The sequence below is a fragment of the Mesorhizobium sp. M0491 genome (assembly GCF_040321265.1).
Classification (GTDB): Bacteria; Pseudomonadota; Alphaproteobacteria; order Rhizobiales; family Rhizobiaceae; genus Mesorhizobium.
The window spans coordinates 94,060-112,690 of record NZ_JAMYRE010000004.1; the positions used below are offsets into that span (position 1 = coordinate 94,060).

Annotated in this window: 19 protein-coding genes; 4 read left to right on the top strand and 15 right to left on the bottom strand. The window is 60.4% G+C overall.

The annotated features are described in order from the left end of the window. Position 1 precedes the first annotated feature (1 nt). The 6 genes from NKI69_RS06120 to nifB all read right to left on the bottom strand — a co-directional run bounded on the left by NKI69_RS06120 (position 2) and on the right by nifB (position 5,119). Positions 2 to 1,846 (bottom strand): ABC transporter ATP-binding protein, encoded by a 1,845-nt coding sequence (locus NKI69_RS06120; protein WP_352581812.1) that lies wholly within the window; start codon positions 1,844 to 1,846, stop codon positions 2 to 4. Positions 1,847 to 1,918: 72 nt separating this feature from the next. Further along, complete coding sequence (locus NKI69_RS06125; RefSeq protein WP_031213722.1) at positions 1,919 to 2,824, bottom strand: SIR2 family NAD-dependent protein deacylase; 906 nt, start codon at positions 2,822 to 2,824, stop codon at positions 1,919 to 1,921. A 33-nt stretch (positions 2,825 to 2,857) separates the two neighbouring features. Next, a complete protein-coding gene (gene nifT, locus NKI69_RS06130; RefSeq protein WP_023813715.1) occupies positions 2,858 to 3,070 on the bottom strand; it encodes a putative nitrogen fixation protein NifT in 213 nt (70 codons plus the stop codon). Further along, entirely contained in the window at positions 3,067 to 3,384 is a 318-nt protein-coding gene (locus tag NKI69_RS06135) for a nitrogen fixation protein NifZ (protein WP_023736294.1), read from the bottom strand. Before NKI69_RS06135 ends, nifT begins: the two co-directional genes overlap by 4 nt. Positions 3,385 to 3,480: 96 nt before the next feature. Continuing rightward, entirely contained in the window at positions 3,481 to 3,675 is a 195-nt protein-coding gene (locus NKI69_RS06140) for a 4Fe-4S dicluster domain-containing protein (RefSeq protein WP_023672218.1), read from the bottom strand. 31 nt (positions 3,676 to 3,706) lie between these two features. Further along, positions 3,707 to 5,119, bottom strand: a complete 1,413-nt coding sequence (gene nifB, locus NKI69_RS06145; RefSeq protein ID WP_352581809.1) for a nitrogenase cofactor biosynthesis protein NifB — start codon at positions 5,117 to 5,119, stop codon at positions 3,707 to 3,709. Between nifB and NKI69_RS06150 the strand changes: the two genes are divergently transcribed. Next, positions 5,034 to 5,207, top strand: coding sequence for a hypothetical protein (locus tag NKI69_RS06150; RefSeq protein WP_352581879.1), 174 nt, complete (start codon positions 5,034 to 5,036; stop codon positions 5,205 to 5,207). The two genes, nifB and NKI69_RS06150, sit on opposite strands and share 86 nt — an antisense overlap. A 217-nt stretch (positions 5,208 to 5,424) precedes the next feature. On the opposite strand, the gene nifA is transcribed toward NKI69_RS06150, so the two are convergent. From nifA to NKI69_RS06195, 9 genes are all read right to left on the bottom strand, one after another. Further along, entirely contained in the window at positions 5,425 to 7,188 is a 1,764-nt protein-coding gene (nifA, locus tag NKI69_RS06155; RefSeq protein ID WP_502900151.1) for a nif-specific transcriptional activator NifA, read from the bottom strand. Between the two features lie 179 nt (positions 7,189 to 7,367). Then, a complete protein-coding gene (locus tag NKI69_RS06160) occupies positions 7,368 to 7,667 on the bottom strand; it encodes a ferredoxin family protein (RefSeq protein WP_352720464.1) in 300 nt (99 codons plus the stop codon). Positions 7,668 to 7,678: 11 nt separating this feature from the next. Further along, positions 7,679 to 8,986: an FAD-binding protein gene (locus NKI69_RS06165; protein ID WP_023813709.1), complete on the bottom strand. Its 1,308-nt coding sequence runs from the start codon at positions 8,984 to 8,986 to the stop codon at positions 7,679 to 7,681. Positions 8,987 to 8,995: 9 nt separating this feature from the next. Further along, the gene (locus NKI69_RS06170; RefSeq protein ID WP_023766900.1) at positions 8,996 to 10,105 is read right to left on the bottom strand and encodes an electron transfer flavoprotein subunit alpha/FixB family protein; all 1,110 of its coding nucleotides are present in this window, start codon (positions 10,103 to 10,105) and stop codon (positions 8,996 to 8,998) included. A 17-nt stretch (positions 10,106 to 10,122) separates the two neighbouring features. Beyond that, on the bottom strand, positions 10,123 to 10,974 hold the full coding sequence (locus tag NKI69_RS06175) for an electron transfer flavoprotein subunit beta/FixA family protein (RefSeq protein WP_023795975.1): 852 nt from the start codon (positions 10,972 to 10,974) through the stop codon (positions 10,123 to 10,125). Between the two features lie 187 nt (positions 10,975 to 11,161). Next, a complete protein-coding gene (gene nifW / locus NKI69_RS06180) occupies positions 11,162 to 11,542 on the bottom strand; it encodes a nitrogenase stabilizing/protective protein NifW (RefSeq protein ID WP_352581808.1) in 381 nt (126 codons plus the stop codon). Beyond that, complete coding sequence (nifV, locus tag NKI69_RS06185; RefSeq protein ID WP_352720467.1) at positions 11,539 to 12,747, bottom strand: homocitrate synthase; 1,209 nt, start codon at positions 12,745 to 12,747, stop codon at positions 11,539 to 11,541. Before nifV ends, nifW begins: the two co-directional genes overlap by 4 nt. Positions 12,748 to 12,772: 25 nt before the next feature. After that, a complete protein-coding gene (nifS, locus tag NKI69_RS06190) occupies positions 12,773 to 13,939 on the bottom strand; it encodes a cysteine desulfurase NifS (RefSeq protein ID WP_352657259.1) in 1,167 nt (388 codons plus the stop codon). A gap of 428 nt (positions 13,940 to 14,367) precedes the next feature. Then, positions 14,368 to 14,688, bottom strand: coding sequence for an iron-sulfur cluster assembly accessory protein (locus NKI69_RS06195; RefSeq protein WP_352601193.1), 321 nt, complete (start codon positions 14,686 to 14,688; stop codon positions 14,368 to 14,370). A 461-nt stretch (positions 14,689 to 15,149) separates the two neighbouring features. Here NKI69_RS06195 and NKI69_RS06200 point away from each other — a divergent pair, with 461 nt between their 5' ends. The 3 genes from NKI69_RS06200 to NKI69_RS06215 all read left to right on the top strand — a co-directional run bounded on the left by NKI69_RS06200 (position 15,150) and on the right by NKI69_RS06215 (position 18,548). Then, positions 15,150 to 16,217 carry a hemin-degrading factor gene (locus NKI69_RS06200; protein WP_352720470.1) on the top strand — a complete coding sequence of 356 codons (1,068 nt, stop codon included), beginning with the start codon at positions 15,150 to 15,152 and terminating at the stop codon, positions 16,215 to 16,217. Between the two features lie 881 nt (positions 16,218 to 17,098). Next, entirely contained in the window at positions 17,099 to 18,316 is a 1,218-nt protein-coding gene (locus tag NKI69_RS06210; protein ID WP_352720472.1) for a cytochrome P450, read from the top strand. 40 nt (positions 18,317 to 18,356) lie between these two features. Further along, a complete protein-coding gene (locus NKI69_RS06215; RefSeq protein WP_023736308.1) occupies positions 18,357 to 18,548 on the top strand; it encodes a ferredoxin in 192 nt (63 codons plus the stop codon). Positions 18,549 to 18,631: the final 83 nt, after the last annotated feature.

Sequence of the window (18,631 nt, forward strand, 5' to 3'; positions counted from 1 at the left end):
GTCATATGCTATCACCTGGGCGCGTCTGGAGATCGTAAAGGGCCCTGTAGCGTCCCCGCTTCGCCAGAAGCTCTTCATGCGTGCCGCGTTCTACGATTTCGCCGTTATCGACAAAAAGGATCTGATCGGCATGCAGAAGCGCACTCAGCCGGTGCGCGATGATGATCGTCACCCGATCCTTGGCGAAGCGCCGCGTCGCCGCGCGAATGCGCTGCTCGGTGCCGGCATCGATCGCGGCCATCGAGTCGTCGAAAACGACGACAGAGGGGCGCAGCATCATGGTGCGAGCAATCGTGAGACGCTGGCGCTGGCCGCCAGAGAGAGAGACGCCGCGTTCGCCCACGACCGTCTCATACCCTGCTGGGAGCCCGAGGATGTAGTTGTGGAGCTGGGCGAATTCGCCAGCGCGTTCAATTCGCTGTCTCTTCGCCCAGGGGTCGCCATAAGCGATGTTGTTCTCAATCGTGGTGGTGAACAGGAACGCATCCTGCTGTACAACGGCAACCGCCTTGCGAAGGCTCTCGAGGGTGACATTGCGTATGTCCTGGCCGTCCAACGTGATGGCGCCACCGGTCACGTCGTAAAAGCGGGGGATCAGATGAGCCATCGTCGATTTGCCGGAACCCTGCGGACCGACGATCGCGATCGTCTCGCCTCTCCGGGCCTCAAAGCTGAGGTTCTTCAGAATGGCGCGGTTTTCGACATTGGGGTACGCAAATGAGACATTGTGGAAGCGCAGAGTGCCGTCGCTTATCTCAAGCGGTCTGGCCTCGAGAGCATCCCTGATCGTGATCTCCTGATCGAGGAGACCGAAAAGCCGCGAACCGCAGCTGGAAGCGCGGGCAAAGGCATTGACCATGAGGCCGATCTGGCGGACTGGCATTTGCAGGATGGTCATGAAGGTCAGGAAGGTCGCCATCGTTCCGACGCTGATCTCGCCAGCGATGAGCTTGTTGCCACCGATCCAAAGCACCAATCCCATTGCGAAAAAGAAGGACAAGGTCATCGCCGACGTGCTGGGTACGTAGATGTCAACGAGATCGTTGGCGAGGCCGAGCGCGGTCTTGGAAGCGCGGTCGAACTTCAGCATCTCATAGGATTGAGCCGCAAAAGCGCGGACCACGCGGATGCCTGCGAGATTTTCCTTCATCACGCGGCTTAGTACCGAAAGGCGCTCATAGAGGTCGAGCCAGGTGGCGCGCAGCCTAAGCTGTGTGGTCGATGAGCGCCAGGCGACAAAAGGCACGAAGCTCAGCGCGACCAGGCCGAGCATGAGATCGATCGAGATCATCATGTAAGCGCCGATCCCGATCAGCATGGTGAGCAGGACCACGCGAACGAGCGCGGTGGAAAAATACATCCGCACGCCTTGGAGATCGAGCATTCCGATGGTGATCAGATCGCCTGAATGGACCCGATCGTGAAAGGAAAAGCTGAGACGCTGGATCTTGTCGTAGTAGGCGAGCCGCAGTTCGTACGCGACATGATGCCCGACGGCTTCGGCAAAATAGTTCTGCGCCATCGTGAAAAGGCCGCGTAGCGCGCTGACGGCGAGCAGCAGGAGAGCCGGGGTCCAGAGCGCTTGTCCTGCCGCGCTCCCGGCGACACCGCCCCCGATGGCTGTCTGGGCCTGGTCGACAGCCCGGCCGAGAAGCTGGGGAATGAGCAACTGGAGGATTGCCGCCATGATCGTCGAGCCCATAGCGAAGGCGACCTGCCAGGGATGCCGAAAATTCATACGCGTTATGCGCAACAGCGTACTCAAATCCCGGCCCCAGCGCGCCGCTTCAACATGGGTCAACGAATTCAGAGCGTCCGTTGCGCTGCCGACAGCATCACTGTTCACGGGTGTATTCCCGACTGCATTTTGCGCCTTCGAGGAAAGCCGAAGGACGCATCATCAAAGGCGACCGCCATTTTAATCCTGTCCACAACCTGCAGCCTTGCCCGTTCCCAGAAGCCGAGCCGCCGCTTGACTAAGTGGCATGTCGATCACCGTGATTCCGCTTGCCGCAAGGAAACGCGCTTCGTTTCTGGTCAGGGTTTCCGCGTCCATTACGGTGCAATAGGGACCGCGGGAGCGCTTCATGATCTGTCTGGCGTAGGTGCGCAGCATTTGATCGTTGAAGCGGCAGCCAACGAAGAAAAATCCACGGGTGATGCGCCGTTCCTTCACCACGTCAGGGATAGGTGTCTGGATATCAATTTCGGTCAGGACTTCGACATAGTCGGAATCTGCGACGAGAAAGTTTTGCGAGGGCCTACTACTCCCGTGAGGTGCATAGAGGACCGTCTTTGCCCCCGATCGGGCGTCGAGCTCCCTCCCGGACAAATCGTAGGTTTTTGTCCAAATGTTGCCGATTTCGTTCGCCCGCGTGACGCCTTGTATCTCAACGACGTCCGTTCGGCCGGTCTCCACGAGAGCCGTGCGCATCGCGCTGTCATACCAGCTGTCGATGATGAGGGAGAGCGGCAGCCTTGCGAGCCAGGCGTGGAGGAGGGTTGGCCTCACCGGCGCTGCGAATATCTCGGTCATCCAAGCTTGAAGCGTCCGGCGATGCCGGCGCTGTTCGATGAACTGCGCAACCGACCACATATTGGTGCGGATCCTGGAAGGGGCGGGCGCCCGTGCATTGAGTGCCGCGGCAACGACCTCCGGAGTATGCGGCACAGGCGGTTCCGCACAGTTGAACCCAAGAAGACCCGGACCGAGATAGGGGATCACCTCATCGGCGGCGAGCGCTGCCTTCGCCAGGTCAAGCAGCTTATCGGCAAAACTGTCCCGCACTATGACAAGGTGGCCCGATGTCAGGATCGTATTCATGCTCGTTTCCTCGCGACGCACTTAGCGGCAGCATCAGTCCTCTTCGGAAACCTTCCTTGCCTCGACAGTGATCGGCAGACGCGTATCCCGTGGGAGATCGGGTAAGACGAGCCGCCACCCGTTCCGGAGCGTGATAGTTCCGCCCCACAACTCTTCCTTCTCAAGCTTGATGATCGGCTCTTCGAGGTCTTTTTTGGGGACATACGCCGACAAGCCAGCATCGGTCCTGCGGATCATGACTTTCATCTGGCCGTCCCTTCATTGGAATTGCTTTCAGCACTGCAGGACTCGGCTTTCTCGAGGCTCATCAGTTCACGCGCTCGCATGCCGACGACGGTGCCACGGTCGATCCACTCGACCGCATAGATGAAGAACTGCTGGAGAAAGGTGCCGATGTCGCGCACATATCCCTCGTCGCCCTTGCGCACGAGATTTTCGCCGATCTCCCTGCCAGGATAGGTGCCGTCATTCTTTATGTGGCGAGTGGCACGTACCCGCTCTCCCGGCATGAATCGTGGAGGCCTGCGGATTTCGATCTCCTCTTCGCGTCCGAGCGACATGTCCGTTCCCTGATTTCTCTTGCGGCTGCAGGTTGTGAACAAGGCGTTGCAGGCGTCCTGCGTAGGCAGCCCCGCCCATGTCGGCAGCCCATGTGGTCACGCAGGAACGCAGGTCTTCGGCACCGGACATACCGAGGCACATTGCTGCGCATCGAAGACCCCCTCGCATTCGGTGCACTTCTGTGACTCGATCACGTAGCTCTCGCCTTTGAACTTGATCGCGCCGGAAGGACATTCGAATTCGCAGGCGCCGCATTGGGTGCATTGGGATGCGATGATCTTGAAAGCCATTTTAACTCCTGGTCCGAATGGATGAGACAGCTCAGGCCGTCGCCGCGAGTGCGGGGGCCCCTGACGCGGCGGTGTAAATCGCGCTGATTGCCGTCTCGATATAGTCATGGGCACAAGCGTCGGTGGCTCTGATTCCAGCGTCCGCGAGCTGATCCTGCGGGCAAGTTCCAATCCTGGCGCACAGCACGATATCTATGCCTTGAAGGGCTGCGACGATGCCACCGAGGGCGGCTTCCTTGCCCAAGCCGCCGAGGCAATACTTCTCCACCTTGCGATGCCCGACAAAGCTGATCCCTCTCGGCGAGGCTTCGTAAACCTGGAATTCCTTCGCATGGCCGAAATGTTCGTTGACGCGGCCGCCGCCCTTGGTCGCCACCGCGAAGAGGACGGCTTTGCCGGGCCTCGCTGCCTTGACCAATCCGATCGCTTCACTTCTGGCCGCCACGTGATCACGGCGCTCCTGCGCGACCAGCTCCCGATAGGCGTTACGCTTGCTGGCATCGTAGGTGACCTCGCCGGGAATCCGGTCGGCCCTGAATTCCTGGCCACGATCCTCGCCAAGCATGCCGACGGCATCTGCCCGGCACTGCCGGCAGTGGCGCATCAACTGGGCGCCGCCTTCGAGACGATCCTGAAGAGCCTTCAGCTCCATTGCGTTTGGGCCGCGCTGCCCACTCAGTCCGTAATGCGTGCCGTGCGCCGGGTCCGAAATCAGCGGCATGAGGTTGTGCAGGAACGCGCCTCGCTCCTTGACCCATCTATTCACCTCGATCAGATGCTCATCGTTCACGCCAGGAATCATCACCGAATTGATTTTGGTGAGGATGCCGCGCGCGGTCAGCATCTCCAGACCCAACATCTGCCGCTCGTGCAGCATCCGGGCGGCTTCGAGGCCGACGTAGCGGCGATGGTCGTAAAAGATCCAAGGATAGATCTTTGTACCGACCTCAGGGTCGACCATGTTGATGGTGATCGTCACGTGATCGACATTCATGTCGGCAAGCTCATCGACATGGTCCGGTAGCGCGAGCCCATTCGTGGAGATGCAAAACTTGATGTCTGGGATTTCCCTGGCGACCCTGGCGAAGGTCGCCTTCGTCTTCTTCCAGTCGTAACAGGCATCGCCCGGTCCGGCGATGCCGAGCACGGAAAGCTGCGGCACCTCGCTGGCGACCGCGATCACCTTGCGTAGCGCCTGGTCGGGCGTCAGCTTTTCAGAGGCCACCCCAGGCCGGCTTTCGTTGGCGCAATCATATTTGCGATTGCAGTAGTTGCACTGGATATTGCAGCCCGGCGCGACCGCGACGTGCATGCGCGCGAAATAGTGATGCGCCTCTTCTGAAAAGCAGGGGTGATCCTTGATCTTCTCCCAGACAGCCGGATCCGTGTCGTCGGGCTTTGTCGACGAGCCGCAGGACGAAGAGGCGCAGCCACCAGCTTTCATGGTGCCAAGCAACTGGTCACCGAATGTCGTGCTGAGGCTCTCAAGCGAAATTGCCGGTGCGGACATGAACGGCTCCGTTGCTGCGTGATGTCGCAGTCCAAAGCGCAAGAGCTATGCCAGCTCAAAGAGCTGTTTCGGTTCACGAATAGGCTTGTCGTGTCAGATTCCTTCGGATTGCTCCGACAAACCTTTGTCGGGCTTACGACAGTGGACACACAAATAGGGTCGCGAGGCTAGCAGCCTCGGGCGCGCAGAGTGTGAGCGAGACCACTCCGGGCTGCTTACGGTTGACGTCATCACGACGTCTAGAATTTCTTCACCACGATACCATGCCGGCGCAGGGCGTAGCCGACTTGCCGCGGCGTGAGGCCGAGGATACGAGCCGCCCTGGCCTGGACCCAACCGGCCTTGTCCATCGCGTCGATCACCCGGTCGCGTTCCGCCAGACGCGGGGGACAAGCGGGATCGTTCGGATCGCCGGCCGTAAGGGGAGATATCTTGCCTGTGGAGGCACCGATGCAACTGGCCGGCAGCCGCAATCCGACCGGCACTGCGTTGACCCGTGCGAGATCGTCGATGGCATTGCCGCCATTCGAGCGGTCGGCTCGCTTCCAGAGGAGCCAGGAAAGGCACTGGCCCTTCTTACAGGCGAAATCGGATGGAGTGATCGTCCTTGAGCGCGCAAGTGTGGCCGTCCTTTGGACGCAGTTCTCCAGCTCGCGGACGTTACCAGGGAAGTAACATTGCGAGATCAGGTCAAGCGCCGGCGCCGCGAAGGCCAGTGCGCGATCGTTCTCCTTGTTGAACCGGTTGAGGAAGGCGTTCGCAAGGCGTGGAATATCGCCGGTTCGCTCTCTGAGCGGAGGCAGGATAATTGGCACGACATTGATGCGGTAATAAAGGTCGGCCCTGAACTCCCCTTTTATGACGGCCGCCTCGAGGTCTTTGTTGGTGGCGCATATGAGGCGCACGTCGACCTGTAGCGTTTTGGTGCCGCCGACTCGCTCCAACTCGCCTTCCTGCAAGACACGCAACAGCTTGGCTTGAAAGGCCGGCGAAATCTCGCCGATTTCATCAAGTAGCAGCGTTCCCTCATTTGCCAATTCAAAACGACCGGCGCGCTGGGAGATAGCACCCGTGAAAGCGCCCTTTTCATGCCCAAACAGTTCTGACTCCAGAACGCTTTCAGACAGTGCGGCGCAGTTCAATTTGACGAAAGACTTCTTCCTCCGACGTGAGAGCTTATGGATGGCCTGCGCAAAGAATTCCTTGCCGGTGCCGCTTTCACCCCGAAGAAGCACGGTGGAATTGGTCCCTGCTACGACCGAGACGGTTTCGAGCACCTGCTTGAGTGCGGGGCTTTCCCCGATGATCCCGTCGATTTTGGCATCCGCATGCCGGGCAGGGTCGTAGGTCCTCCCCTCGTTGGGCGATTTCTCCGGTCCCGATTGCTCATGGCCACACCGCTGACGATCTGTACTCAGGGCGCGATGGAGGCGGATGGTCCGGCCGACAAGGTTGGCGACCATCGTCAGGAAATAAATGTCCTCGTCGTCGCGAAAGTCGGTGGCGCCGTCTCCGGCGCGGTCGATCGACAATGTCCCAAGGATATCATGATCAGCCTTTAGCGGGATACCGATAAAGGCAATTGGGATGGTTCCGATGCTCGAAGACGTTTGAAGGTCAGCCTGAAATAGTTGGGACTTGCGCACGTCCGGTATGAAGAGCGGCGTCCCTGTAGCGACGATTTGATCTGTTACGGCCTGTGGTATGACGCGGCGAGTGCCTGATTGACGTACGTGGGTATTGCCGGCAGTCGCGGCAATCTCCAGCTCTCCTTCAGCGTCCAGGACGACGATTGCTCCGTGACGCATCTGCAGAAATGAAGGCAGGACGTTCACGACATTGGCGAGCGTAATCTCCAGCTCGCTGGGGGCGGTCAGCACCTTCGATATCTCGTAGAGTCCTCTGAGCGCGATATCTGATTGGGGCATGCTTTTGATGGGCGGTTCAGGGCGGGTCTCCCGAGGTCCAACCTCGTCGACCCGATCTTGCGGTCCGTGGGTCATGGAAACACCTCAGGGGTTGTCGTCCAGAGTGCTCCTCCTTTTTTATCTGAATTCTGAAAGCATGGTATTCACGAGCTTCTCTTCGTCAAAGCGACGATCGAAGCAAAGAAAATAGACTTGGCGTTGGGCGAGACCTAAACTGTATCAAGATCAACCCTCTTAATACGTGCGTGCGTCGGTCATCCGAATTTGAAGAGGACTCCGAAACCGCCGCGTGGATAGTTCCACTCGATCTCGCCACTGGTCTCACACAAAATCCGGCAGGTGCCGCACTCCATGCAGCCGTCAGCAGTGATCTCCACTTGACTTTCGTCGTTCAACTCATAACATTTCGCCGGGCAGACGTGGGTAAGCGCGAGCAAGTTCGCGCTTGGCCTCTCGTGCGGTCGCACTTTGATATGCGGGCGGCCGGAATCCACCAAGTAGCGGTTCTGGTAAAGCTTGTCCTCGACACGTGACTTTGTCACTGCGATCGTCATTTCGTCTCCCTTCAGCGCCACGCCAATGCAAGGCGGACCGCGTCGCTGACCAGCCCCCAACGCGAGCGCGCCTTGATGAAGGCCGCCGTGGTCGCCTTTTCCTTCTCGATCTTCGGCGTGCCGTCGACACGCATGAAGTTCTGCGCGGCTTGCGACATCAACCGCGGATAAGTTGTGAAGTAATTGCAGGAATTGGTGTGGAGCAAGGCCGGCATATCTTTGTATTTCTTTAGGTCCTTGACCACGAAGGACTTGTCCAGCATGGCTTTGTAAAGAGCGAGATTTCGTTTGGTCATAGGAGCGTTGCGGCTGTTGACCTCGATGATTGCCTCAGCCGCGATGCGGCCGGAGGTCATGGCGAGGTTCGAACCCTCGCGGTGAATGGCGTTGTTCAGTTGCGCGGCATCGCCGACCACGACCCAACCATCGCCAAACAGCTGCGGAATAGCCTTGTAGCCGCCTTCGGGAATGAGGTGTGCGGAATATTCTTTCACTTCCGAGCCGGCGATCAGCGGCCGGATCGAAGGATGGCTCTTTAAGGCATCAAGGAGAACGTAGGGGCTCTCGACCATCGCGGCAAAATCGGAGACGAGGCAGCCAATGCCCAGTGAGATCGACTCCTTGTTGGTGTAGAGGAAGCCGAGCCCGGCCATGCTGCGGGAGGTCGTGCCCACCGCCTCGATCACGCAGCCTTCATCGCCCTTGACGCCGAACCGCTGCTCAATGACCTCTTCGGGCAGGAAATGCATTTCCTTAACGGCGAGCGCCACGGTTTGTGGCTTCGGCATCTGGCGCAGGCCGGCTCGCGTGCCAAGCAGTCCGCAGACACCTTCTGCGAGAACGACCACGTTCGCGTAGATGGCTCCGCCGGCCCGATCTGTGCGGACGCCGACCACCCTGTCCTTGGCGTCACGGATGAGCTCCGTCACGGTCGTCTCGCACAGAACCGTCGCGCCGGCCTCGCGCACCTTACGCGAAAACCATTTGTCGAACTGGGCACGGATGATTGTGTATCGGTTGGGCTTGGCCTCATTGAAGTCGTCCGACCGATAGTGAATCCCGGTATGGGATGTGTCGTCCATCACCCAAAGCCGCTGTTCAACCAAATGCCGCTCGAGAGGCGCATCGTCCCTGAAATCCGGGATGATCTTCTCCAGCATGTTCGCGTACATGATGGCACCTTGGACATTCTTGGAGCCCGGATATTCACCGCGCTCCAACTGCAGCACCTTTAGGCCATGGCTGGCCATGGTGTAAGCAGCTGCGTTTCCGGACATGCCTGCCCCAACAACAATGGCGTCGAAGTTTTCCTCGATCATGTCCGTCCCTTAGCTCGCAAGCTTATCGCGACTGTGGGGCGACAGCCGCCGGGTGAAGGCTTCCGTCAGTGCGGGCAGGAAGCGGATCGCGTCGGTGACGATTCCGAGGTGAGCGAAATCGAATATCGGCGCGTTCGGGTCGGTGTTGATGGCCACGATGAGATCCGCCCCCTCGACGCCAACCCGATGCTGGACGGCGCCGGAAATCCCGGCCGCTATGTAAAGCTTCGGCCGGATGGTCTTGCCAGTTTGGCCGATCTGCCGATCAGCTGGCATCCAGCTCTTCTGGACTAACGGGCGCGAACAGCCATGCTCGGCGCCGATTGCTCGCGCGAGGTTCTTCACAAGCTGCAGGTTCTCCGCCGCGCCAAGACCAAGGCCTCCCGCAACCACGACGTCGGCATAGGCAAGGTTTGCCTTTGCCGACTGATTGTCCGGCAGGAAGCCGAGGACTTTGGTAGCGATCTCGTCCTCGGCAAGCGAGAGCTTGTGCCGGATGACACGCCCGACCGGTTTATCCGTCCGCTGCGGCATGGGCATGACTCTTGGCCGCACTGTCGCCATCTGAGGGCGGAAATTGAGCGTATAGATCGTGCACAACAAGGAACCGCCGAAAGTCGGACGCGTGGCGGCGAGCGAACTGTCGGTATCCACATCGAGTTCGGTGCAGTCGGCCGTGAGCCCTGTCTGCAAGGTCGTCGCCACGGAGCCGGCAAGATCCCTGCCGAGTGTGGTGGCACCGAGAAGAAGGATTTCGGGTTTGTGGGTATCGACCAGATCCGTCATCGCCTTGGTGAAAGGCTCGTTCCGATAGTCGGCGAGCAGGGGCGCCTCGGCGATGTAGACAAGGTCAGCACCATAAGCGAATGCTTCGGCAACGGCGTTCCCGACGGCCTCTCCCGGCGGTCCGAGCACGACGCCTGCAAGCTGGACCTGAAGCTTGTCTGCTAATTTGCGGCCTTCGCCGAGCAGCTCGAATGATACGGGATGGACCTGGCCGCGTTCGAGCTCGATGAAGACCCAGACGTGCCGGTAGTCCTTGAAATGGGCGGGCAGCTCCTTCTTTATGCCGGCGCGGCCGGCGGCAGGGCGAGGGGTTTCTCGGTTCGCGGTCGACATCGTTTTGCTCCTTGCCGTCACGCGCCGCCGTTAAAGGCGAGCTCATGTTCCAGCGCCGGCTGGCGGGTGAAGATTGCGGTGATGAGTTCGTCAGCGACATCGCGCAAGGCCTTCTCGGCGGTGTCGATTAGTGCCGCCTTTTCAGCTCGAGCAGGAGGGGCGAAAACACGCTTGACGACGGTCGGTGAGCCGCGCAGGCCGCATTTGGTGAGATCCTCAATGCCGGCGTCGGCCGCACTCCATTTCAAGACCTGGCTGCGCGCGGCGCACAAGGCGTCGTGGATCGAGCCCCGGCGGATCTCGTTTGTGCCTTCCAGCATGGTGATGAGGCAAGGCAGCCTGCTCTTCAGCATCTGTGTGCCGCCTTCGGAGCGGCGCTCGACCTTGATCTCGCCTGCAGCAAGATCAATAGAGGGGATCTTCGCGACATAGGTCAGTTGCAGGAGTCCGAGGCGCTTGGCGATGCCGGGCCCGACCTGGGCCGTGTCGCCATCGATCGTCTGCTTGCCGGTGAAGACGAGGTCTGGCGTGCCGAACGTCTCGCCGACCTTCGCGATTGCCTGGGAAAGGGCGAACGAGGTCGCCAGCGTGTCGGAGCCGGCAAAATAGCGGTCGGTCAAGAGCACCGCTCGGTCGGCGCCGTAGCCGAGCGCCTTGCGCAGCGCGTCCTCTGCCATGGGCGGACCCATGGTGAGCACAGTGACTTCGCCGCCATAGGCATCGCGCAGTCTGAGCGCTTCTTCGAGGGCGAACAGGTCGTAAGGGTTGATGATGGTCGGAACACCCTGGCGCATGATTGTGTTCGTCACCGGATGGACCCTTATCTGTGCCGAGTCCGGCACCTGCTTGATGCAGATTACGATGTGCATTGGCGGTTTCTCTAGGCTCCTGTCCGGTTGCGGGCATTGCGGTTATCTCCTTGATCCGCATAATTCGTGCCAAGTCTCTTGCGCTGCCCCTTTCCTACAACTTCGGCTGGTTGCTTCTGACGGCGCTGTGGTGATGACCGGATTTGTCGGCTGCTCGACATTGTCGCGTCGCAACCCTTGTCGCCGCTCATTCTCGTCCGAACCGCTTCAGTACCGAGTCGAACGGGATAAAGGTGTGACCCGGCGCGGCAGGTTTGTTCGGATCGTGGTCTTTGAGCACCTTGAAGACCCGATGCGTGAGCGGCGAGGAAATCGCAAAGTCCTCGTAAGCGCGTTCGAGCGTCGCGCGCACCCTCGCGGCAATCACCTGGTCGGGCAGACCGGAGAAATCTTCTTCGGCAAGGTATTGGCCCACGCGCTTCATTATATGGAGCCGCGAGACATTCAGCACCTTGGGGTCATAGGAGACGCCAAGGACTGAGAAGAACTCCTCCGCGGCCGACAGGCGCTTCAGTCGTGCGAGGATGTCTGTGACATCGATGGGGCGGCTGTCAGCGGAACAATTCATTGCATTCTCCCTGGTCGCAAAACTGTGGCCTTTGCGCGCGCGCGCACGGCTGACCTGGACCCGCACAGCTCGAAGAGGGACGCCTCGCTGCACATTTTATCGTAGAGCTCGACCAGTTGAGTTGCAGTGAGCGTCGATTTGGTCTCGGCCGCCTCGCGCCGGACGCGGGCCACCATCGCGGCTGCCAGATCCGGGTCGAGATCGCGACCGCTTTCGCTCAGCACATGGGCAATCGCAGTGGCGCCGGAATGCTTGCCGATGACGATGCGCTGGCAGCGGCCCACGAGAGCCGGATCAAGCCCCTGATAAGTACGCGAGTCCTTCAGCAGCCCTGCGACGTGAATGCCGGATTCGTGGGTGAAAACATCGGCGCCGACGACCGGCTTAGTGGCCGCGGTCTGCCGGCGGGCGGCCCAAGCCACCTCGGCGGCGAGGCCGGGCAATGCGGTCAGCTCGATGCCGGTATCTGCGCCGCCGAAGACCGCCATCGCGGCGGCCACCTCTTCCAGCGCGGCATTGCCCGCACGCTCGCCGAGCCCCAGGACGGTGACGGAGGCATGGCGCGCGCCTGCGCGGATTGCGGCTAGCGTGTTGGCGCCAGCAAGTCCGAGATCGTTGTGCGCATGAAATTCAAGGTCGATTGGAGACTGCACCACCAGCTGGGCGACAAGTTCGAAGGTTGAAAACGGGTCGAGAACACCGACTGTGTCGGCCAGCCTCACGCGGCTTGCGCCGGCGCGTGCGGCCGTCTCGATGACGCGGGCGAGATGATCCCGATTGGCCCGCGAGGCATCCTCGCACCCCACCGCGACGAAGAAGCCGGCGGCGGCGGCGCGCCTGACCATATCATCGATGACCTGGAGCGCTCCCGCCTTGTCGAGGCCGAGCTTGGCGGCAAGTTGGATGTCCGACGCAGGCAGCGACAAATTGACCGCTTGGACCCCGCTCTCGATCGCTGCATCGAGATCCAACGACGTCATCCGGCACCAGGCCATGAGCCGAACCGGAAGACGCCGCGCGACCACGGCGCGAATTGTTTCGATCTCGTCGACGCCCATGACCGGCGTGCCGATCTCGATCTCTGTCACGCCGGCCGCCGCAAGAGACTCAGCGATCTCCAGCTTTTCCGTCGTGGTAAAGGCGACGCCCGGCGCCTGCTCGCCATCGCGCAACGTCGTATCGTTGAGAGAGACATGACGGGTCATGACCGGTAGCCTGTTCTTCTGCCGCTCACGCATAGACCGGATTACCCGGCCCAGAACCGAAAAAGCTGCGCAGCTTCCCCACGATTGCCGGCATGACCTCGAGCACCCGGTCGATATCCTCTTCGCTGTTGTCCCGCGCCAAGGAGAAGCGGACTGCCGCGTGCGGCGTTTTCATCGCGCTTAGGACATGGCTTGGTTCCTGAGAGCCGGAGGTGCAGGCCGAGCCAGAGGAACACGCGATGCCAATGCGGCTGAGGAGAAGTGGAATTCCATCACTGTCGACATGTTCGAATGAGATGTTTGCGGTGTTGGGCAACCGTTGCAGGGGATCACCAGTGACACAGGTGCCTGGGATGCGCTGGAGGATCCCGCCCTCCAGACGATCGCGGAGCGACTTTACCCGTGTGGTCTCGTCGTCCATGAATTTCAAGGCGAGTTCGGCCGCCGTGCCGAGCCCGGCTATGCCGGGCGTATTCTCGGTGCCAGCACGCCGGTTGTGTTCTTGGTGACCCCCCTTGATCAGCGAATGGAAGTTGACGCCACGTTTTACGAAAAGCGCACCGATCCCTTTCGGCCCGTGCAGCTTGTGGCCGGAGAGCGACAGCATGTCGATTGAGGTCGACTTCAGGTCCATCGGAAGCTTGCCGACCGCCTGTACAGCATCGGTATGGAATAGGGCGCCCACTTCCTTGGCCAACTCGGCAAGCCTGGCCACGGGGAAGATCACACCAGTCTCGTTGTTCGCCCACATTATGGAAACGATTGCCACCTGTGGGGTGAGGGCGGCCATATAGGCGTCGAGGTCGAGCCGGCCACGGCAATCCACCGGGATCCTGTGCACCTTGACGCGGCGGGTCTTCTCAAGATGCGCGCAAAGCGTCAGCACGGCGGGATGCTCGACCGCGGACGTAACGATCTCGGTTCGGTTGGGCGCCGCCTCGAGCGCTGAAAGAAGCGCTGCATTGTCGCTTTCTGTCCCACCCGAGGTGAAGGTGATCTCATCGTCGAACTCCGCGCCGATCAGCGCTTGCAACTGCCTCCGCGCCTTTCTCACCGCCGCACTGACTGAGGCGCCAAGAGCGTGCGCCGACGAAGGGTTGGCGAATTGATCCCTAAAGAGCGGCAACATCGCTTGCAGGACCGCAGGATCGACCCGTGTGGTTGCGTTGTTGTCGAGGTAGACAGGCTTCATAGGTGCGATCCTCAGTTGACCAGAATGACGCGGCGCGGACCGACTCGTTGAGCCTCTGGCGCATGCCGTTGATGATAATGGGCCTGAACTGGCAGCCCGCGCAGACGCCCGGAGTGTTTGACGCAGACCGGATCTCCGTCGAGATGGACATGTTCGCAGTGGCCGCCGTCAGCCGTAAGGACGCCCGAACGCGATAACGTTATCGATGAGCCGAATTTGGCACAGCAGCGCGATCTGTCCGCAAGCAGCTCGGGTGACACCAGGACCCGAGCTGTTTCGGGAGGCGGCGTTCTTTGCATCCCAGGGAAGCGAATGGCTGTCCCGAGATCGGCTTTGACCTTACCTTGTTCTTTAGGACTGTTGTGCCGGCCATATAAGTCTCCTCTGCCGCAAAATCAGTCTGTCGGCTGCACAGGCGCTTCGGGCGTTTAACTGAAGGACTTGCCGCAGCCGCACTTTTCGCGCGCATTGGGGTTATCGAATACAAAACCGGAAGATTCGAGCCCGGTGAGGAAGTCGACGGTCATGCCAGCTACATGGGGTTGGGAGCCCGTGTCCACGAACAGCTTGATCCCATCGGTGTCAGTGATCGCGTCGCCCTCGCGCGACACGCTCTCCAGGCCCATTAAGTATTTGAAGCCGGCGCAGCCGCCGGCCTCGACCATGATGCGAAAGCCTTCCGCCGGCTCGCTGGCGCGGGAAAGAGCAGTCTTGAAGGCGGCAACGGCGTTGTCGGTGAGCGTAATCATGGCTCCATTCTCCTCAGTCCGGGACCTGCTTGCGCATCACGTCGCATGCACCGTGCCAAAGCGAAAAAAACGTTTCAACACAGCGCGGCATCTCTGACACTGCCGTGCTTCTTGTGAGTGCATTGCTGCGAAGCTGTCGGCCAACCGACACGTACTGTCGGGTTTGTCGGGTCTGCCACGAGGGATGTTGGGCCTGAGTTCTTGGTTGAACTCACATCACCAAATACAGAACTTCTTCTGAGCTTGCTTCGGCGCAATTGGCACGGTTTTTGAGGCTCCGTTTGGCGAGACGGCAAGAGCATGCCGATCCACAACCATGCCGTGGGTGCCCGCGCGATGGATGGGGCGAAGCAGGGGATGGCCCGCAGCAGATCAGGATCGAGCATTTCGGCGCGCCTTATCGGCTGAAGATTCCCGGGCAGGGCAGATGATCCTCACACGTCGTAGAAACAGGGGTAAGCATGGACCAACGCGAGAAACCGTCGTCCGACGAAATCCGGCGGGCGTGCAAAGACAATCCGAAAATCCGGGAGCATGATCTCGCCGCTCGATTGGGCATTTCGGAAGCGGAACTGGTCGCGGCGCATTGTGGTCACGGCTCGGTGCGCATCGAGCCGCGCGTCGATGATCTGCTGACCGGCCTCGAAGCGGTCGGCGAGGTGATGGCGCTCACCCGCAACGAGAGTGCCGTGCACGAAAAGATCGGCGTCTACGACAAAGTGGTCACCGGCAACCAGCATGCCATGGTGCTCGGCGACGACATCGACCTGCGCATCTTCCGGAAAGCGTGGGCGTATGGCTTCGCCGTCGAGAAGCGCGAAGGAGCCGAGATCCGCCGCAGCCTGCAATTCTTTGATGCCACCGGCGAGGCGATGCACAAAGTGCATCTCAGGCCCGCCTCAAACCTCTATGCCTATCAGAATCTGGTGGCAGAGCTCGAATCCTCGGACCAGGAACCGATCATATCGGTCGAGGCGCGCGGGGCGCGCGATAACGCAGTGAGTCCAGACCACGCCGCTACGGCCGACGACCTACGCGAGCACTGGAGCCGGCTGAGCGACGTGCATCAGTTCTACCATATGTTGAAGACACTGAAGCTCAGCCGCTGCCAGGCAATGCGTATGGCCGACGAAGATTACGCTTGGCTGCTCGACAATGATGCCGTTGGCGCCCTGTTCCAACAGGCGGCCGAAGACGAGATGCCTATCATGTGCTTTGTCGGCAATCGTGGTTGCATCCAGATCCATTCCGGCCCGATCAAGTCGGTCAAGCAGATCGGGCCGCGGATCAATGTGCTCGACGAGACCTTCCATCTGCATCTGAGGACCCATCACATCCGCGAGGTCTGGGCCGTGCGCAAGCCGACGAGGGACGGTCACGTCACGTCCATTGAAGCCTATGGCGCCGACGGCAAGATGATCATCCAGTTCTTCGGCACGCGCAAGGAAGGCGAACGCGAGCGCAGCGACTGGCGGTTTCTGGCCGAGAGTCTGCCACGCATTCCCGGTCCGAGCGACAGGGATGTATAGAGTGTGCCGACAGGCCCTCGGATTGAACCGGCCGCTATAGGACTCGGCACCACGTTCCGACAGCGGCTCGCGAGGAAATTTAGGTCCATGAGCGGAAAGGCTTGCGGTCGTAGCGGATGCGCACGGTCAGGTGATGCACGCCGGAATGGACCGCATCGATACAGTCAAGCTGGTCGCCGGCCGGACCGGTGCGCACGAGTGCATCGCCGTCTGACCGAAAATCCTTGCAGCGCCTGCGAGCGATAAAACGCATACGCCCATCAACGCCGAACCGAAGCGCGGCTCGACCTTGTTGATATTCGCGCGCAAGCGCCGTCGGGTCTTGTCGGACCGCAGTCGATCCTTGCGCTGGATCGCGTCGTTGCTCAATCCGGGCCGTGCGAGCGATCTCCTCGCTCGTCGACCGGAAGGCTGTGCAGCAGCAGCCAAGCCGAACAGCTTGATGTCGCGGACTCGACAAAACCGACCACGGATGTCGGTTGTCGGACGTTGTCCTAAGAATGATGGACAGGTGATCCCAGCGGCGGGCCCAGTGCAGGCTGGCATTGCTTGGTGCAGCGCCATGGGTACGCCTATCCGGCACGCGACTTGCTTCGACGATTTGATCAGCAGGGCATCAGCAGTGCGTCACGGAGCTCAGAGGTGATTGACCAGCCTCTCAACCCCAACGGGGATAGCGGCGGCTTTGCTTCATGACCGCAGAGCGGCGGAGATGCCCGTTCTGATCGACTTCGCAACCGATCTCATCCGCGCTGTGGGGCTGTATCAGGCGACAGAACCTAGAAGGCGCCCGACAAGAGACGTGCCCATGCTGGAAATCGACTTTATGAACAGCCGTGCAATCTCAATCGAGCCATGAACGCCAATGTAGAGAAAACAAAATGGCGACCAACCCCGTTCCAGATCATGTCCCACCCGAAATGGTGAGGGACTTCAGCCTGTTTACATCGCCAGGGATGCCACCAACACCCAACGGCGATCCACACGCAGCTGTCGCTTGCGTACATGACGGGCCTCCGATCTTTTACTCCCGCTACAACACGCAAGATGGCCGGGGTACCTGGGTCATCACCCGTGCCGCGGACCAGCGGAGGGTGCTGCAGGACGCAGAGACTTTTTCCAGCCATCGCAGCATCTTCTCCTCCATACTGGGTGAAAACTGGCCGACGATCCCGCTTGAACTCGATCCACCGGCCCATGGCGTTTTTCGCTCACTGCTCAATCCGCTGCTTTCGCCAAAGCGGGTGTTGGCTTTGGAACCGGCTGTCCGCGAACGGGCGGTCGAGCTGATCGAAAGGATCGCCGCGTCGGGCACAAGCTGCGACGTGATGAAGGATTTTGCCTTTCCTTTCGCGGTGAGCACCTTTCTTCGCTTTCTGGGGTTGCCTGATGACCGACTCGGTACATTCGTCGGCTGGGGGAAAGATCTGCTCCACGGCGACGATAAGGAACGACCTGTGGCTGCCCGGACGATCCTGGCATTCATCGACGAACTTGCAGCCATGCGCCGCGATGAGGCGGTTGACGATTTCATGACCTTTATCGTGCAGGCACAGGTCGAGGGCCGCCGGCTGACGGACACCCAAGTCCGCGGCATCGGCGTGCTTGTCTTCGTCGCTGGGCTCGACACGGTCGCAGCAGCTATAGGCTTTGACTTGGCGTACCTCGCACGCAACCTTAAAGATCAGCAATTGCTGCGGAGCGAACCGGACCGCATCCCGCTCGCAACCGAAGAATTGCTGCGGGCCTATCCGCCCATTCAGTTGATCCGCGTGGCCACGAAAGATATCGACTTCGAAGGCGCGCCGATCCGGAAGGGGGACTATGTTTCCTGCGCCACTATGATTGCCAATCGTGACCCGGCGGAATTCGCATGCCCCAACACGATTGATTTGGAGCGGGAGGACAACCGCCACGCAGCGTTTGGCTATGGTCCCCACCGTTGCCTTGGCTCACACCTTGCCCGGCGGGAGATTGTCATTGGCCTGGAGGAGTGGCTGGCGCGCATCCCGGCTTTCAGGATCAAGCAGGGTACGGCACCGATAACTTCTGGCGGCCATGTGTTCGGGATCGAAAATTTGATCCTGGACTGGTCTTAGGCCCGCCCCGAGCCGCGGCACAGACAATGGAGGCAGCGCCATGCGCATCATCGTCCAAAAGGCCAAATGCCAGGGTCACGCGCGATGCGCGGCGCAAGCGCCGGACATCTTCAAGCTTGATGACGAGGGCTACATCCTGCCCGGTGACATTGAAGTTGCGGAAGGGGAGGAGCTGCCTGCATCGCGAGGCGCGCGATCCTGTCCTGAACGTGCGCTGGAACTCACTCTCTGACGCTCTGAATCAGACGTCATTCAACCGTGAGTCTGGCGGGCTTGAATGGGGCCGACCATGTGGCCGCACTCAGCACGCGCCGT

Coding starts and splice junctions, on each gene's coding strand:
- nifA (WP_502900151.1), bottom strand. CDS start 7,188: ATGACCCACGGACCGCAAGATCGGGTCGACGAGGTTGGACCTCGGGAG.
- NKI69_RS06175 (WP_023795975.1), bottom strand. CDS start 10,974: ATGCACATCGTAATCTGCATCAAGCAGGTGCCGGACTCGGCACAGATA.
- NKI69_RS06135 (WP_023736294.1), bottom strand. CDS start 3,384: ATGTCGCTCGGACGCGAAGAGGAGATCGAAATCCGCAGGCCTCCACGA.
- nifS (WP_352657259.1), bottom strand. CDS start 13,939: ATGAAGCCTGTCTACCTCGACAACAACGCAACCACACGGGTCGATCCT.
- NKI69_RS06165 (WP_023813709.1), bottom strand. CDS start 8,986: ATGATCGAGGAAAACTTCGACGCCATTGTTGTTGGGGCAGGCATGTCC.
- NKI69_RS06160 (WP_352720464.1), bottom strand. CDS start 7,667: ATGACGATCGCAGTGACAAAGTCACGTGTCGAGGACAAGCTTTACCAG.
- NKI69_RS06215 (WP_023736308.1), top strand. CDS start 18,357: ATGCGCATCATCGTCCAAAAGGCCAAATGCCAGGGTCACGCGCGATGC.
- nifB (WP_352581809.1), bottom strand. CDS start 5,119: ATGAAAGCTGGTGGCTGCGCCTCTTCGTCCTGCGGCTCGTCGACAAAG.
- NKI69_RS06195 (WP_352601193.1), bottom strand. CDS start 14,688: ATGATTACGCTCACCGACAACGCCGTTGCCGCCTTCAAGACTGCTCTT.
- nifW (WP_352581808.1), bottom strand. CDS start 11,542: ATGAATTGTTCCGCTGACAGCCGCCCCATCGATGTCACAGACATCCTC.
- nifT (WP_023813715.1), bottom strand. CDS start 3,070: ATGAAAGTCATGATCCGCAGGACCGATGCTGGCTTGTCGGCGTATGTC.
- NKI69_RS06200 (WP_352720470.1), top strand. CDS start 15,150: ATGGACCAACGCGAGAAACCGTCGTCCGACGAAATCCGGCGGGCGTGC.
- NKI69_RS06125 (WP_031213722.1), bottom strand. CDS start 2,824: ATGAATACGATCCTGACATCGGGCCACCTTGTCATAGTGCGGGACAGT.
- NKI69_RS06210 (WP_352720472.1), top strand. CDS start 17,099: ATGGCGACCAACCCCGTTCCAGATCATGTCCCACCCGAAATGGTGAGG.
- NKI69_RS06170 (WP_023766900.1), bottom strand. CDS start 10,105: ATGTCGACCGCGAACCGAGAAACCCCTCGCCCTGCCGCCGGCCGCGCC.
- nifV (WP_352720467.1), bottom strand. CDS start 12,747: ATGACCCGTCATGTCTCTCTCAACGATACGACGTTGCGCGATGGCGAG.
- NKI69_RS06140 (WP_023672218.1), bottom strand. CDS start 3,675: ATGGCTTTCAAGATCATCGCATCCCAATGCACCCAATGCGGCGCCTGC.